Below are 16,208 nucleotides of genomic sequence, written 5' to 3'. Positions count from 1 at the left end.
CGGTTGTTTCCGTTTCCGGGGAGGTGAAGGGTGCGGACCGCCGCAGCGAGGAGATGATTTTCTCCAGGCGGTCGGCTATCACCTGGCGTTCGAAACCGTCCGCCGGCACCGACTGGATGACGGACTCGAACCGGGTGAGTTCGTCGTCCGCGGAACCCGTCGCGGCGGTGACGGGTTCGGTGAGGACCGCGGCGAGATGGCCGGCGACCAGGACCGGGGTCGGGAAGTTGAAGACGAGCGTGCTGGGGAAGTCGCGGCCGGTGAGAGCGGACAGCCGGTCGCGGAGTTCGACCCCGGCCAGCGAGTCGAAGCCCATTTCCTTGAAGGCGTGATGGGGGCCGACCGCGTCCGGGGTGCCATGGCCGAGGACGGCCGCGGCTTCGGTCCGTACGAGATCGAGCAGATGGCGGGCCCGCCTGGCCTCGGGCATCTCCGCCAGCCGCCCGATGAGCTCGGGCGTTCCGGTGCCCGCCATACCGGGCCGTGCCGCGGGCGGGCGTACGCTCCTCGTCTCCGCGGACGGCGTCCGGCCGCGGGACTCCTGGGCGGCCCGGACCTCGCGGGTTCCCCGGGGGGCGGATGCCGTCTCCTGGGGGGAGAGCGGCCGTACGCGCAGTTCCTCGGCGGTGAGCACCGGTGCCCCGGAGACGTCGAAGGCCTTCAGCGCGAACGCCCCGTCGTGGGCCGGGGTGAGCCGGATCCGCAGCGCGGTGGCGCCGGAGGCGTGCAGGGACACGCCCCGCCAGCGGGCCGGGAGGGTGCCGCCGTCGGTCATGGCGGCGTGCCGGGCGGCGTCCAGCAGGGCCGGGTGCAGCCCGTACGCCTCCGCGTCGGTCATGTCGGCGGGCAGCGCGGCCTCGGCGTACAGCTCGTTCTCGTACCGCCAGAGCGCCCGCAGTCCCCGGAAGGCCGGGCCGTAGTCGAAGCCCCGGTCGGCGAGGCGCTCGTAGTGGTCTTCGAGGTCGACGGGCTCGGCGCCCTCGGGCGGCCAGTTCCCCAGGGCCTCTCCGGGCTCGCCGTAGCCCGGGGTCAGTACGCCGCTGGCGTGCCGCGTCCAGGTCCGGTGGGCGGCTCCTTCGGGCCTGGAGTGGACCGTGACGGTGCGCCAGCCGATGCCGTCCGGCGCGGAGAGGCGTACGTTCAGCCGCACCGCGCCGTGCTCGGGCAGGACGAGCGGCTCGGCGAGGACCAGGTCCTGGACGCGGTCGCAGCCCGCCTCGTCGCCCGCGCGGACCGCCAGCTCCACCAGTGCCGTTCCGGGCAGGGTGATCCGTCCGGCGACGGTGTGCTGGGCGAGCCAGGGGTGGGTGCGGACGGAGACGCTGCCGGTGAACACCAGCCCCTCGCCTGCGGGGAGTTCGAGCGCGAAGCCCAGCAGTGGGTGTCCGGTGGCGCCCGCGCCGGTCGCCCCGGCGCCGCCGGGCGGCGGGGCCGGCCAGTAGCGCTCGCGCTGGAAGGCATAGGTCGGCAGATCCACCCGGCGGGCTCCGGTGCCCGTGAAGAAGGCGGGCCAGTCGAGCGGGACACCGGCGGTGTGGAGGCGGCCCAGGGTGGAGACGAGGGCGGCTTCCTCCGCACGGTCCTTGCGCAGGGCCGGTACGACGGTGATACGGCGGGCGGCCTCGCCGAGGGTGTCCTGGGCCATCGCGGACAGGACGCTGCCGGGGCCCAGCTCCAGCAGGACGTCGATGTTCTCGTCGCGCAGCGCCCGGATGCCGTCGGCGAAGCGTACGGCCTGCCGGACATGCCGTACCCAGTAGCCGGGGGTGCCGAGCTGTCCGGTCGCCAGTTCCCCGGTGAGGTTGGAGACGACGGGGACGACGGGCTCGTGGTAGGTCAGTGACTCCGCCACGGCCCGGAATTCAGTGAGCATCGGGTCCATCAGCGGGGAGTGGAAGGCGTGCGACACCGGCAGCCTGCTGGTCCTGCGCCCCTGGCCCGCGAAGTGCGCGACGATCTCCAGCACGGCGCTCTCCTCGCCCGCGACCACGACGGACTCGGGGCCGTTGACGGCGGCGACGGACGCCTGGTCCTCATGGCCCGCGAGCAGCGGTACGACCTCGTCCTCCGCGGCCTGTACGGCGGCCATCGCACCGCCGGAGGGCAGCGCCTGCATCAGCTTCGCGCGGGCCGCGACCAGTCGGCAGGCGTCCTCCAGCGCGAACACGCCCGCCACATGGGCCGCGGCGATCTCGCCGATCGAGTGCCCGCCGACGACGGCGGGCCGTACGCCCAGCGACTCCACCAGCCGGAAGAGGGCGACTTCGACGGCGAAGAGGGCGGGCTGGGTCCAGCCGGTGCGGTTCAGCGGCTCGGGGTCGTCGCCCCACATGACCCCGCGCAGAGAACCGTCGAGATGGCGGTCCAGCGTGGACAGTACGGTGTCGAGGGCGCCCGCGAAGACCGGGAACCGCCCGTACAGTCCGCGCCCCATCCCGAGCCGCTGGCTGCCCTGTCCGGAGAAGAGCACGGCGGTGGTGCCGTCCGCGGCGGCGCCACGGGCGACCGGGGTGACCACGTCGCCGTCGGCGAGCAGGACGGCCCGGTGGCGCAGGGCGGCCCGGCCGGTGGCGAGCGAGTAGCCGATGTCGACAGGCCGGGTGCCGGGCCGGGCGGCCACGAAGTCGGTGAGGCGGGCGATCTGTGCGTCAAGAGCGGCCTCGGACTTGGCCGACACCGGCCAGGGCACAACGGCCGGCACGACCGGCGCGGGCACGGTGGCCGCGTCCCGGGCCGGTGCGAGGTCCGGGACCGTGGCGGGCCCGGACTCCGGCGCGGGGGCGGGCCCGGAAGCTGTGGCGCCGGCCGGGGTCGCGCCGGAGGCCGGTGCGGACTCCTCGCTCGGGACCGCAGCCGGGGCGGGGCTCGCGGCCAGGGCACGGCCGGAACCCGCGCGCGGCGCCGGTACGGGCCGCGCGGTCGGCGCGGGGCCGGAGAACGGCACCGCCGCGGAGCCGGAAGCCTCGGCCGGCGCCTGCTCCAGGATCAGATGCGCGTTCGTGCCGCTGATGCCGAAGGACGACACGCCCGCGCGCCGCGGCCGGTCCGTCCCGGGCCAGGGGGCCGCCTCGGTGAGCAGTTCCACCCCGTCCGACCAGTCCACCCGCAAGGTCCGCCGCCCGGCGTGGAGCGTCCTGGGCAGGACGCCCTCGCGCATCGCCATCACCATCTTGATGACCCCCGCGACACCGGCCGCCGCCTGCGCGTGGCCGATGTTCGACTTGAGGGAGCCGAGCCGCAGCGGGCGCCCGGGGTCGCGGTCCCTGCCGTAGGTGGCGAGCAGCGCGTGCGCCTCGATCGGGTCGCCCAGCTTCGTACCCGTACCGTGCGCCTCCACCGCGTCCACCTCGGCCGGGGAGAGTCCCGCGTCGGCCAGCGCCTGGCGGATGACCCGCTCCTGTGCCGGACCGCTGGGCGAGGTCAGCCCGTTGGAGGCGCCGTCCTGGTTGACGGCGGAGCCGCGTACCACCGCGAGGACCGGCTGCCCGTCGCGCCGCGCGTCGGAGAGCCGCCGCAGGACGACGATGCCGGCGCCCTCGGCCCAGGCGGTGCCGTCGGCGTCGTCCGAGAACGCCTTGCAGCGCCCGTCGGGTGCGAGACCGCCCTGCCGGGAGTAGCCGATGAAGCCGACCGGTGTGGACATGACGGTCACTCCGCCCGCGAGGGCCGTCGAGCACTCCCCCGCGCGCAGCGAACCCGCCGCCCAGTGCAGCGCGACCAGTGAGGAGGAGGACGTGGTGTCGACGGTGACCGCGGGTCCTTCGAGGCCGAGGGTGTAGGCGAGCCGCCCGGACGCGACACCGGGCGAGAGGCCGGTCACGGCGTGGCCCGCGAGGTCCTCCGCCGAGCGCTGGGTGACGGTGGAGTAGTCCTGCCCGTTGGTGCCGACGAAGACGCCGGTACGGGTGCCGCGCAGGCTGTACGGGTCGGTCCCGGCCCGTTCCACCGCCTCCCAGGACGTTTCGAGGATCAGCCGCTGCTGGGGGTCGGTGGAGACCGCCTCGCGCGGTGACATGCCGAAGAATCCGGCGTCGAAGTCGGCGGCGTCATGCAGAAATCCGCCTTCTCGGGTCACGCTCGCGCCCGGTCCCTCACCGGTGAGCGCCTCCAGGTCCCAGCCGCGGTCGGCGGGGAATCCGGAGATCGCGTCACGGCCGGCCAGGACCAGTTCCCACAGTTCCTCCGGGGAACGGACTCCGCCCGGATAACGGCATGCCATCCCGACGACCACTACCGGGTCTTCGTCGGCTCCGATCGTCATGACGATGCACACCCCTCGGAAAGTCGGGCCTGGGACACCTCTCCGTGCCGGATCGTATGGGGGGCGGGGCTGTACTTTTCCCTAAGGAATTCAGGGGCCTTGGCCCGGGCCTGTGGGCGGAGGAGCTCCGAAGACTAGGGATTCTCCGGAGCCTGGTGTGAGACCAAGTAACTGTCCCGCCCGATCGCGCGGCGCGGCCACCCGGCGACCCGCCGGGTGGGTACTTGTGGCGCCGAGCCATCGGACCGCCACTTCCGAAGGGTGTTGTCCATGGGCTCGATCCGGCGGCCGATCCTGTTTGTCAGCTATGCCGAAAGCGGTCTTCTCAATCCACTGCTCGTGCTGGCGGAGGAATTGTCCCGGCGCGGGGTGGAGGATCTGTGGTTCGCGGCCGACGAAAAGGCGCGCGACGACATTGCGGCGGCGGGCAAAGCGGGAACTCCCGTGGAGTTCGCGTCACTCGGTGAGGTCGTCTCCGAGATGTCGGCCGTCACCTGGGACGACGAGACCTACCGCGAGGTGACGCAGCGCTCCCGGTTCAAGGCGCATCGCGCGGTCATCAGGCACTCCTTCGCGCCCGAGGCACGGGTGGAGAAGTACCGGCGGCTCGAGGCGATCGTCGACGAGGTCAAGCCGGCGCTGATGGTGATAGAGAGCATGTGCCAGTTCGGGTACGAGCTGGCGATCACCAAGAACATTCCGTTCGTGCTGGGTGTGCCGTTCGTACCCAGCAATGTCCTCACCTCGCATGTGCCGTTCGCCAAGTCGTACACCCCGGCGGGCTTCCCGGTGCCGCACTCGGGCCTGCCGCTGGAGATGAGCCTCGCCCAGCGGGTGGCCAACCAGCTCTTCCGGCTGCGGACTCTGGGGATGTTCATGGCCCCTTCGATGCGGAAGGTGGTCGAGGTGGACAACCGGATCCGCGAGGAGCTGGGCATCGCGCCCGAGGCGCGTCAGATGATGGCCCGTGTCGACCACGCCGAGATGGTGCTGTGCTATTCGGTGCCCGAACTGGACTATCCGTTCCCGATGCCGGAGAAGATGCGGCTGGTCGGCGCGATGGTGCCGCCGCTGCCGCAGGCCCCTGACGACGACGGTCTGTCCGACTGGCTGTCGGCGCAGGAGTCCGTGGTGTACATGGGGTTCGGTACGATCACCCGGCTGACGCGGGAGCAGGTCGGCTCGCTGGTGGACGTCACCCGGCGGCTGGCGGGGCGCCACTCGGTGCTGTGGAAACTCCCCAAGGACCAGCAGGAGCTGCTGCCGCCGCGGGACTCGCTGCCCGGGAATCTGCGGATCGAGAGCTGGGTCCCCTCGCAGCTCGACGTTCTGGCCCATCCGAATGTCCGGGTGTTCTTCACGCACGCCGGCGGCAACGGCTATCACGAGGGGCTGTACTTCGGGAAGCCGCTGGTGGTGCGCCCGCTCTGGGTGGACTGCGACGACCAGGCCGTCCGTGGCCAGGACTTCGGAGTCAGCCTGACCCTCGACCGTCCGGAGACCGTCGATCCCGACGATGTCTTCGACAAGCTCACCCGGGTGCTCGACGACCGTTCCTTCAGCGAGCGCGCGGAGCACTTCGGGGAGCTGCTGCGCGCGGCGGGCGGCCGGGGCGCCGCGGCGGATCTGCTGCTCGGCCTGCCCGTACTCGCCTCCCACTGATCGGGGTATTCCATGTCATTCACCCATCCGGTTTCCCGGCCCTGGCTCGGCGGGCGGGAGCTCGACTATGTGACGGAGGCCGTCAGCGACGGCTGGATCTCGTCGCAGGGACCGTATGTACGGCGGTTCGAGGAGGAGTTCGCCCGGTACAACGGGGTGGCGCACGGCGTCGCCTGTTCCTCGGGGACGACGGCGCTGACCCTGGCGCTGCGGGCGCTCGGGGTCGGCCCGGGCGACGAGGTGATCGTTCCCGAGTTCACGATGATCGCGAGCGCGTGGGCGGTGACGTACACGGGGGCGACACCGGTCTTCGTGGACTGCGGGGACGATCTCAATATCGATGTCTCGCTGATCGAGGAGAAGATCACCCCGCGCACCAAGGTGATCCTGCCGGTGCACATCTACGGGCGCCGCTGCGACATGGACGCGATCATGGATCTCGCCCTGCAGTACAACCTCCGGGTGGTGGAGGACTCCGCCGAGGCGCACGGCGTGCGGCCGGTCGCCGACATCGCGTGTTTCTCGCTCTTCGCCAACAAGATCATCACAGCCGGCGAGGGCGGTATCTGTCTGACGGAGGACCCGCGGCTCGCCGAGCAGATGGCGCATCTGCGCGCGATGGCGTTCACGAAGGACCACAGCTTCCTGCACAAGAAGCTGGCCTACAACTTCCGTATGACCAGCATGCAGGCGGCGGTGGCGCTGGCGCAGACCGAGCGGCTCGACACGATCCTGGAGCTGCGCCGGGAGATCGAGCGCCGCTACGACGAGGGGCTGCGGGGCATCGACGGGATCACCATGATGCCGCCGCGCGATGTGCTGTGGATGTACGACGTCCGCGCCGAACGCCGGGACGAGCTGCGGGAGTTCCTCGCGGCCGAGGGCGTCGAGACCCGGCTGTTCTTCAAGCCGATGAGCCGGCAGCCCGGCTACTACGACGCCGACTGGCCGTCGCTGAACGCCAGTCGGTTCAGCGAGGACGGCTTCTATCTGCCGACGCACACCGGACTGACCGCTGAGGACCAGGAGTTCATCACCGGCAGGATCCGCAAGTTCTACGGCGCGGCGTGAGGCCCGTGCGGGGGACGGCGGCGCCCGTCTCCGTACGGCACGCGCCCAGCTCCGTACCGCACGGGCAGTTCCGAGTCCAGCACGGGCAGTTCCGATCCCCAGGGGAATCCGAGACATGACAACTACCGACAGGTGCCCGGTCGCCTTCCCGCTGCGGCGGCCGGGCCGGCCCTTTCCACCAGTGGAGTACGCGGACTTCCGGCGCACGGAGGGGCTGGTCAAGTCGACGCTGCCCAGCGGGGTCCCGGTCTGGCTGGTGACCCGGCACGAGGACGTACGGACCGTGCTGACCGATCCGAGGATCAGCTCCAATCCGTCCCATCCGGGCTTTCCCCGGGCGGCGAAGACGGGCGGGGTGCCCTCGCAGGACCAGGTGCCCGGCTGGTTCGTGGCGCTGGACCCGCCGGAGCACGGCCGGTTCCGCAAGACGCTGATCCCGGAGTTCACGGTCCGCAAGGTCAGGGAGATGCGGCCCGCCATCCAGCAGATCGTGGACGCCCGTATCGACGCCCTGCTCGCGGCGGGGAACACGGCCGATCTGATCGCGGACTTCGCGCTGTCCGTGCCGTCCCTGGTGATCTCCGATCTGCTCGGGGTGCCCCATGTGGACCGTGACTTCTTCGAGGCGAAGACCCGGGTCCTGGTCACGCTCACCTCCACGGACGCGGAGCGGGAGTCGGCGACCAAGGCGCTGATGCGCTATCTCAACCGGCTGATCACCATCAAGCAGCGGCGGCCGGGCGACGATCTGATCAGCCGGCTGCTGGCCGACGGCACCATCTCCCGGCAGGAGCTGACCGGGGTGTCGATGCTGCTGCTGATCGCGGGCCATGAGACGACGGCGAACAACATCGGGCTCGGCGTGGTCACGCTGCTGAGCAATCCGCGGTGGATCGGTGACGAGCGCGCGGTGGAGGAGCTGCTGCGCTACTACTCGGTGGCGGATCTGGTGGCGTTCCGGGTGGCCGTCGAGGATGTGGAGATCGGCGGGCAGCTCATCGCCGCGGGCGAGGGCATCGTGCCGCTGGTCGCCGCGGCCAACCATGACGGAACCGTCTTCGACCGGCCCGACGAGTTCGACCCGGAGCGGTCCGCCCGGTCGCATGTCGCGTTCGGGTACGGGGTGCACCAGTGCCTCGGGCAGAACCTGGTCCGGGTCGAGATGGACATCGCGTACCGGACGCTGTTCTCCCGTATCCCCACGCTGGAGCTGGCGGTGCCGGTCGAGGAGCTGAGTCTGAAGTACGACGGAGTGCTGTTCGGGCTGCACGAGCTGCCCGTCCGCTGGTCATCGACGGAGGAGTGATGGTGCGCATCAGCGTGGACACCGAGCGCTGTGTGGGGGCGGGGCAGTGTGTGCTGTCGGCTCCCGATGTCTTCGACCAGGACGACCACGGCATCGTGACGGTGCTGGAGGAGCCGGCGGACGAGCCGGCGCGGGACGCGGCTCGGCAGGCCGGACTGGTCTGCCCGTCGCAGGCGATCACGGTCGCGGAGAGCTGACGGCTGTCCGTACCGGCCCCTGACACCGGGCGCCGTACAGCGTCGTACGGCGCCCGGGAACACGGAACGGGCCCTGCCCCCGAAGCCACGGGGAGCAGGGCCCGTTCGCCGTTTCCGCGGGAGGTGCGCCGCTACCAGGTGACCGGCAGCTCGGTGAGGCCGGCGGAGAGCTGGCCGCCCAGCACCTGGAGCTGCTCCACCGGAAGCGCGAGGCGCAGTTCGGGGAGTCGGGTGAAGAGCAGGGTGTACGCGGTCCTGAGCTGCATCCGGGCCAGCGGGGCGCCGATGCAGTGCCACATGCCGTGGCCGAAGGTGAGATGCGGGTTGGGCGAGCGGTTGATGTCGAAGAGTTCGGGCTCGTCGAAGACCTGCCGGTCGAAGTTGGAGAGGGTGAAGTCCAGCAGCACCAGGTCTCCGGCGCGTATCGTCACATCGCCGATCTCGACGTCCTCGCCCGCGTACCGCGGCAGTACCGAGCCGCCGCCCTTCGCCGAGCGGAGGATCTCCTCGACGGCGCCGGCCATCAGCTTGGGGTCCCCCAGCGCGGCGTCGCGCTGGTCGGGGTGGAGCGTGAACAGGATGATCCCGAGGTCGACATGGCTGGCGACGGCCTCCAGCCCGGCGAAGAGCACCCCGGCCGCGATGGGGCCGATGCGCTCGTCGGACGGGTCGCTCTCGCAGAGCCGGGAGATGACGTCGTCGCCGGGCTCGGCCCGCTTGCGGCCCGCCAGCTCCACCAGATAGCGGAAGAGGTCCTGCTGTCCGCCCTGGACGGCGGCCGGGTCGTCGAGTCCGCCCATCCGGGAGAGCAGCACGACCAGCAGTCCCTGGTCCTCGGCGGGGATGCCGATCAGTTCGCAGAGGACGGCCAGGGAGAACGGCAGCGAGAAGCCGCCGTGCAGATCGGCGGGCGGCCCCTGGGCGATGAAGCTCTCCAGCACGCCTTCCGCTATGGCCTCGACCTTGGGCATCAGGTTGAGGACACGGCGGGCGGAGAAGTTGGGGGTGAGCAGCGCGCGGGTCTCGGTGTGCAGTTTGTGGGCCAGCGCGAAGTCGTCCGTGACGAGCATGTCAAGGAAAGGGTTCTGCACATAGCGGGGAGCGGTGGCGGGGGTGGGGTGGGCACGGCCGAGACGCTCGTCGTGGAGCAGTTCCTTGAGTTCGGCGTGCCGGGTCACCAGCCAGCCTTCGTCGCCGGCGGGGGTGCGCACCTTGCAGATGGGGCTCCTGGTCTGGAGGTCGCGCAGCAGCGGGCTGAGCCGCAGGACGGACGGCGGCCGTGCGGTGAGGGCGGGCAGCTCGGGGGATGTGGTCATCGGGTGTCTCCTCGGACGGTGGGTGCCTGTGGGTGCTCGCCGCGCCCGGCCCGGGGCGGCCCCCGCCGTTGTCGCGTACGACGGTACGGGGGCCGCCCCGGGATGTACGGGTGGAGCCGGTGCGGCGAGTCGGTGCGGAGCCGGGGCTACGCGCCGCCGGCGGGGAGGGCGCCGAGCCACTCCTCCATGGCCCTCGCGGTCAGCGCGGAGTGTTCCTTGGCGAGGGAGAGATGGTTCGCGTCGATGTCCCGGATCTCGTCCGCGGGCACCGACGCGGTGTCGAAGAGGAATCCGCCGAAGGACCGGGTGCACCGCACCAGCAGGGTCGGGGCGGTGGTGGGCACCGTCTCGATGTCGGTCATGGCCATGAACCAGTGCGCCATCGCCGACAGCCGGGCGCTGTTCAGGGTGACCGACGGCGAGTCGATGTCGGCGAGGTAGTACTGGGTGGTCCTGTCCAGGTCGTTGCCCTCGCCCACCCGGTAGCGGATGCTCGCGGTGTCCAGCAGGACGACGGCCTCGGGCCTGATCCCCCAGGTCTCCTCCAGCACCCCGGCGGCGAGATAGGCGAGCGAGCCGCCCGTGGAGTGGCCGGCCAGGACGAAGGGTTCGCCGTCGCTGGCGTGCAGGACGCTCTCCGCCACCACTCGCGCCGCGGCCTCGCTGGTGGCGGGCAGCAGCTCACCGGGCGCGAAGCCCATCAGCGGCAGGGCGGAGACATGCCGCTTGCCGCGGAAGTGCGCGGCGATCCGGGCGTACTGGTGGACACCGCCGGTGGCGCCGGGCGCGCTGACGAAGACCAGACGGGGGCTGCTCGGGCCCTCGGCGAGGGTGACGGGCAGCGACAGTTCCTCGAGATCGGCCGGGGTCTCGAAGGTCGGCCGGGTCTTGGCGACGGCCACCAGCATCCGCATCGCCTCGACCAGCTTGCCGCCCTGGACCGCACTGTGGAAGAGGCCCTCCAGGGTCTCGCCCGGGTCATGGGCCGGCCGGGCCGCCACGGAGGCGCCGGAGGAACCCACGCCGGGGCCGGGGGCCGGGGCGAGCTGCCCGGCGATCTCTCCGTGCAGCCACCGGGCGAGTTTGACGGGTGTCTCGTTGTCGAACACCACCGAGGTCGGCAGCCGCAGCCCGAGTGCTTCGGCGAGCTGGTTGCGCAGCGAGACGGAGACCAGCGAGTCGAACCCCAGCTCCAGGAAGCTGCGTTCGGGGTCGACACCGCTCGCGTCACGGTGGCCGAGCAGCCCGGCGGTGTAGCCGGTCACCAGCTCGACCAGAAGGCTTTCCTGTTCGGCGGGGACGAGATTCCGCAGCCGCTCCCGCAGGGTGACCGGCGACCGGTCACCGGCCGACACGGCGCGCCGGGTACGGGGCACCAGCTCGCGCCAGAGCGCGGGCAGGCCCTGCTGGGCGCGGAGCCCCGCCACATTGATCCTGGCCGGAACGAGCGCCTCGGCGCCGTGCCCGGTGGCGGCGTCGAAGAGGGCCAGGCCCTCGTCGAGGGCGAGGGCCGGCATGCCGCCCCGCGCCATCCGCTCCAGATCGGCCTCGCTGACATGGCTGGTCATCCCGCTGCCCCGGCCCCAGGGACCCCAGTCGAGGGAGACCGCGGGCAGCCCCTCGTCCCTGCGGTGCCTGGCCAGGGCATCCAAGTAGGCGTTGGCGGCCGCGTAGTTGGCCTGTCCGGGGCTGCCCAGGACACCGGAGACCGAGGAGTACAGCACGAACGCGGACAGATCCAGCCCGCGAGTGGCCTCGTGCAGATACCAGGCGGCGTCGGCCTTGGGACGCAGGACGCGCTCCAGTGCCCCGGGGGTCAGCGAGCCGGTCATCGCGTCGTCCAGCACACCGGCCGTGTGCACCACCGCGGTCAGCGGACGCGCGGCGGGCACGGCGGCGAGCAGTGCGGCGACCGCATCCGGGTCGCCCAGGTCACAGGCGACGGCGGAGGCCTCGGCGCCCGATTCGGCCAGGTCCGCGAGGAGTTCCGCCGCGCCGGGCGCGCCGGGGCCGCGACGGCTCGCCAGCAGCAGATGCCGTACGCCGTGCCGGGCGGCGAGATGCCGGGCGAGCTGTCCGCCGAGTCCGCCCGTACCACCGGTGATCAGTACGGTGCCCTCGCGGTTCCAGGTGGCCGGGGCGCCCGGGACCGTGGCGGCACGGTCGCCCTCGGGCGCCCTGGTGAGGCGCCCGACGCGGACGGTGTTGGCGCGTACGACCATCTGCTGCTCGTCGAGGGCGAGCAGACCGGGCAGGACCCCGGCCGACAGGAACGTGTCGTCCATGTCGACAAGGAGGAAGCTGCCCGGGTTCTCGGTCTGCGCGGACCGTACGAGGCCCCACACGGCGGCCGCGGCCAGGTCCTGGATCTTCTCGCCGTCGACGGCGACGGCACCACGCGTGACGAAGACCATCCGGGAGCCCGCTAGCCGGGGCTCGCCGAGCCACTCCTGAAGGAGGCCCAGCACCGAGGCGGTCAGCGCCCGCACCGCCTCGGGCCCGTCGAGCGCCGGGTCGCCGACCACGGGCACCAGGAAGACATCGGGCGCGACTCCACTGTCGCCGACCGCGCCGCTCAGGGACTCCGCGTAGGCGCTGACGGTCTCGTCGGCGCGGTGCATGGCGTACCCGAGGTCGAGTTCGTCGGCGCCGACGACCGCCCAGCGGGTGCCGGTGGCGGGCGCCGCGAGGGCGGCGGGCACCCAGTCGAGAGCGAAGAGCGTGCCCTGGTCGGCGCCGCCCCCGGCGGGCTCGGGCCGCTGCTGTCCGGAGAGCGTGCCGAGGCGCAGCGAGTCCACGGTGAGGACGGGGGCGCCGCCCGTGTCGACGGCGGTGAGGGTCACCGAGTCCTCGCCGGCCGGGGTGATCCGTACGCGCAGCGCGGTGGCCGCCGCGGCGTGCAGGGTCAGTCCGGTCCAGGCCAGCGGGACCGGGGCGGCGGGCGCGCCCGCCGCGTCCAGGGCCCCGGCGGCGCGGAGCGCGGCGTCCAGGAGCGCGGGGTGGATGCCGAACCCGGCGGTGTCACCGGCTTCGGCGGGCAGGGCCGCCTCGGCGAACACCTCGCCCTCGCGCCGCCACAGTCCGGTGAGGCCCTGGAAGGCGGGTCCGTGGGCGAGTCCGGCGGCGGCGAGCCGCTCGTGCAGTTCGGCCCGACCGGCCGGCTTCGCGTCGCGCGGCGGCCACTCGCCGGTGTCAAGGGCCCCCGCGTCCGCGGTGGACGTGTCGTCGGCCGGGGCGAGCACCCCGCGTGCGTGCGCGGTCCAGGGCCGCGCGTCCTGACCCTCCTCGACGGCGGGCCGCGAGTGGACGCTCACGGGGCGCCGCCCCTGCTCGTCGGCAGCGCCGACCCGTACCTGTACGGTGACCGCGCCGCGTTCGGGCAGTGCGAGCGGGGCGAGCAGGGTGAGTTCCGCCACCCGGTCCTGTCCGGTCTGGTCGCCCGCTCGGATCGCGAGTTCGGCGAAGGCGGTGCCGGGCAGCACGGTCCGGCCCTCGATCCGGTGATCGGCGAGCCAGGGGTGCGCGCGCGGGGACAGACTGCCGGTCAGTACGGTCTCGTCCGAGTCGGCGATCGTCATGGCCGCACCCAGCAGCGGATGCCCGGTGGCGGCCAGCCCCAGCCCGGCGGCGTCCCCGCTGACGGCGGCGACGGTGGGCCAGAACCGCTCGCGCTGGAACGCGTACGTCGGCAGATCCGTCCGGCGGGCGCCCGTACCTGAGAAGAACTCCGCCCAGTCGACCGCGGTCCCCCGAACGTACAGCCCGGCGAGCGCGGTGACGGCCGCGGTCTCCTCGGGCCGGTCCTTGCGCAGTACGGGCACGGCGGTGACGGCCGGGTCCTGAAGGCATTCCGCCACGAGGGCGGAGAGCACACCGTCCGGGCCGAGTTCGAGGAAGGTCTTCACTCCGCGCGCGGCGAGCGTCCGTACCCCGTCGCCGAACCGTACGGCCTCGCGGACATGGCGTACCCAGTAGTCGGCGGAGCCGAGTCCGTCCGGCGAGGCGAACTCCCCGGTCAGATTCGAGACGACGGGTACGGCCGGGCGCCGGAAGTCGAGGGAGGCCGCGACGGCGCGGAACTCGTCGAGCATCGGCTCCATCAGCGGCGAATGGAAGGCGTGGCTCACCGAGAGCCGGGTGGTCTTGCGCCCCTGGGCCGCGAGCCGCTCCGCGACCCCGTTCACCTCGTTCTCGGCTCCCGAGATCACCACGGAGTCCGGGCCGTTGACAGCGGCGAGGGAGACCCGGCCGGTCAGCAGCGGGGCCACTTCGTCCTCGGTGGCCCGTACGGCCACCATGGCGCCGCCGGCCGGCAGCGCGCGCATCAGCTTCGCCCGCGCGGCCACCAGCCGGCAGGCGTCGGCGAGGGAGAACACCCCGGCCACATGCGCGGCGGTGATCTCGCCGATGGAGTGACCGGCCACGAAGTCGGGCTTGACTCCCCAGGAGCCGACCAGCCGGAAGAGCGCCACCTCGACGGCGAACAGCGCGGGCTGGGTGAACCCGGTGTCGTTCAGCAGGCTTTCGTCGTCGCCCCAGATCACCTCGCGCAGCGGACGGTCCAACCGCCCGTCCAGCTCCGCCAGTACGGAGTCCAGTGCCTCCGCGAAGACGGGAAAGCGCGCGTACAGCTCCCGGCCCATCCCGAGGCGCTGGGATCCCTGGCCGGTGAACAGGACGGCCAGCGGGCCCTTGCCGGTCACCCCGCGGGCCACCTCGGCGGGCGTCGCGCCGTCGGCGTGGGCGAGGAGCACGGCGCGGTGCTCGAAGGCGGAGCGGGTGGTGGCCAGCGAGTGACCGATGTCGAGGGGACCGGAGGCCGCCGGAGCCTCGGCGAAGGAGCGGATCCGGTCGAGCTGGGCGTCCAGCGCCGCGGCGCTTCTGCCCGACACGGGCCACGGTACGGCGGTGAGCGCCACCCGTGGGGCCGTCTCCTCGTCCAGTTCGGGCGCCGTCGGCGGGGCCTGCTCGATGATCACATGCGCGTTGGTGCCGCTGATCCCGAAGGACGACACTCCGGCGCGGCGCACCCGCTCGCCCTCGGGCCACTCCACGGCCTTGGTGAGCAGCCGTACGTCACCGGCCGACCAGTCCACGTGCGAGGAGGGCGTGTCCACATGGAGGGTCCCCGGGAGGACACCGTTGCGGAGCGCCATCACCATCTTCATCACGCCCGCGGCACCGGCCGCGGCCTGGGTGTGCCCGATGTTCGACTTGACCGTGCCGAGCCACAGGGGGCGGCCGGGTTCGCGCTCCTGGCCGTAGGCGGCGAGCAGTGCGCCCGCCTCGATGGGGTCGCCCAGGGTGGTGCCCGTACCGTGCGCCTCGACCGCGTCCACATCGGCCGGGGTAAGTCCGGCACCGGCCAGGGCCTGGCGGATCACCCGTTGCTGGGAGGGGCCGTTGGGCGCGCTCAGACCGTTGGAGGCGCCGTCCTGGTTGACCGCGCTGCCGCGCAGCACCGCGAGGACGGGGTGCCCGTTGCGCTGGGCGTCCGACAGGCGCTCGACCACCAGCATGCCGACGCCCTCGGACCAGGCGGTGCCGTCGGCCGCGTCGGAGAACGCCTTGCAGCGCCCGTCGGCGGCGAGTCCGCCCTGGACACTGAACCCGGCGAAGCTCGCCGGGGTGGCCATCAGGGTCACCCCGCCGGCCAGCGCCAGCGCGCACTCGCCGTTCCGTACGGCCTGCGCGGCGAGATGAAGGGTCACCAGCGACGACGAGCAGGCGGTGTCGAGGGTGACCGCGGGCCCTTCGAGCCCGAGGACGAAGGAGAGCCTGCCGGACAGGACGCTCGCGGCGAGACCGTTGCTCGCGTAGCCGCCCATGTCGTCCCGTGAGGCGAGGACGAGATGCGCGTAGTCCTGGGAGTTGGTGCCGACGAACACCCCGGTCCTGCTGCCGCGCAGCCCGCCCGGGTCGATACCGGCGCGCTCGAACGCCTCCCAGGACACTTCGAGGAGGAGCCGCTGCTGCGGGTCCATGGCGAGGGCCTCGCGCGGCGAGATCCCGAAGAATCCCGGGTCAAAGTCCGGTGCCTCGTGGACGAAGCCGCCCTCCTGGGTGGCGCTGCCGCCCGGGCCGTCCCCGGCGAGGGCCTCCAGGTCCCAGCCGCGGTCCGCGGGGAAGCCGGAGATGGCGCTGCGGCCGGAGGCGAGCAGCTCCCACAGGTCCTCGGGGGACCGGACCCCGCCGGGGAGCCTGCATCCCATCCCGACGATCGCCACCGGTTCGTGGCGGCCGGATTCGGCTTCTCGGGCCCGTTGGCGGGTCTGGTGCAGATCCGCCGTGACCCACTTCAGGTAATCGACGAGCTTCTTTTCGTCCGGCATGGTCCGAACCTTCCTGAGATGTTTCGCGTGCGAAGGGAGTGCGGCGGCGGGGATGGTCGGGGG

6 protein-coding genes and 1 pseudogene are annotated in these 16,208 nt (G+C 72.5%); 4 read left to right on the top strand and 3 right to left on the bottom strand.

Annotated elements, in window-relative coordinates; genetic code table 11:
• Positions 1 to 205: 205 nt before the first annotated feature.
• Positions 206 to 4,249, bottom strand: a pseudogene (locus WH07_RS37010) (type I polyketide synthase); the annotation flags it as partial.
• A 282-nt stretch (positions 4,250 to 4,531) separates the two neighbouring features.
• Between WH07_RS37010 and WH07_RS03535 the strand changes: the two are divergent.
• The 4 genes from WH07_RS03535 (at position 4,532) to WH07_RS03520 (ending at position 8,497) form a co-directional block, all read left to right on the top strand.
• Positions 4,532 to 5,923, top strand: a complete 1,392-nt coding sequence (locus WH07_RS03535) for a glycosyltransferase (RefSeq protein WP_046495157.1) — start codon at positions 4,532 to 4,534, stop codon at positions 5,921 to 5,923.
• Between the two features lie 12 nt (positions 5,924 to 5,935).
• The gene (locus WH07_RS03530) at positions 5,936 to 6,994 is read left to right on the top strand and encodes a DegT/DnrJ/EryC1/StrS family aminotransferase (protein WP_046495155.1); all 1,059 of its coding nucleotides are present in this window, start codon (positions 5,936 to 5,938) and stop codon (positions 6,992 to 6,994) included.
• A 115-nt stretch (positions 6,995 to 7,109) separates the two neighbouring features.
• Positions 7,110 to 8,300: a cytochrome P450 gene (locus tag WH07_RS03525; RefSeq protein WP_046495153.1), complete on the top strand. Its 1,191-nt coding sequence runs from the start codon at positions 7,110 to 7,112 to the stop codon at positions 8,298 to 8,300.
• A 2-nt stretch (positions 8,301 to 8,302) separates the two neighbouring features.
• A complete protein-coding gene (locus tag WH07_RS03520) occupies positions 8,303 to 8,497 on the top strand; it encodes a ferredoxin (RefSeq protein WP_198533712.1) in 195 nt (64 codons plus the stop codon).
• Positions 8,498 to 8,628: 131 nt separating this feature from the next.
• Here WH07_RS03520 and WH07_RS03515 read toward each other — a convergent pair whose 3' ends face one another.
• Complete coding sequence (locus tag WH07_RS03515) at positions 8,629 to 9,813, bottom strand: cytochrome P450 (protein ID WP_046495149.1); 1,185 nt, start codon at positions 9,811 to 9,813, stop codon at positions 8,629 to 8,631.
• Positions 9,814 to 9,959: 146 nt separating this feature from the next.
• Entirely contained in the window at positions 9,960 to 16,145 is a 6,186-nt protein-coding gene (locus WH07_RS03510; RefSeq protein ID WP_046495147.1) for a type I polyketide synthase, read from the bottom strand.
• Between the last annotated feature and the right edge of the window lie 63 nt (positions 16,146 to 16,208).

It is taken from the genome of Streptomyces odonnellii (genome assembly GCF_000981895.1).
GTDB classification, from domain to species: Bacteria; Actinomycetota; Actinomycetes; order Streptomycetales; family Streptomycetaceae; genus Streptomyces; species Streptomyces odonnellii.
Note: the sequence above shows the minus strand (reverse complement) of the source record. Positions and strands in the feature narration are given on the sequence as shown.

Coding starts and splice junctions, on each gene's coding strand:
- WH07_RS03535 (WP_046495157.1), top strand. CDS start 4,532: ATGGGCTCGATCCGGCGGCCGATCCTGTTTGTCAGCTATGCCGAAAGC.
- WH07_RS03530 (WP_046495155.1), top strand. CDS start 5,936: ATGTCATTCACCCATCCGGTTTCCCGGCCCTGGCTCGGCGGGCGGGAG.
- WH07_RS03525 (WP_046495153.1), top strand. CDS start 7,110: ATGACAACTACCGACAGGTGCCCGGTCGCCTTCCCGCTGCGGCGGCCG.
- WH07_RS03515 (WP_046495149.1), bottom strand. CDS start 9,813: ATGACCACATCCCCCGAGCTGCCCGCCCTCACCGCACGGCCGCCGTCC.
- WH07_RS03510 (WP_046495147.1), bottom strand. CDS start 16,145: ATGCCGGACGAAAAGAAGCTCGTCGATTACCTGAAGTGGGTCACGGCG.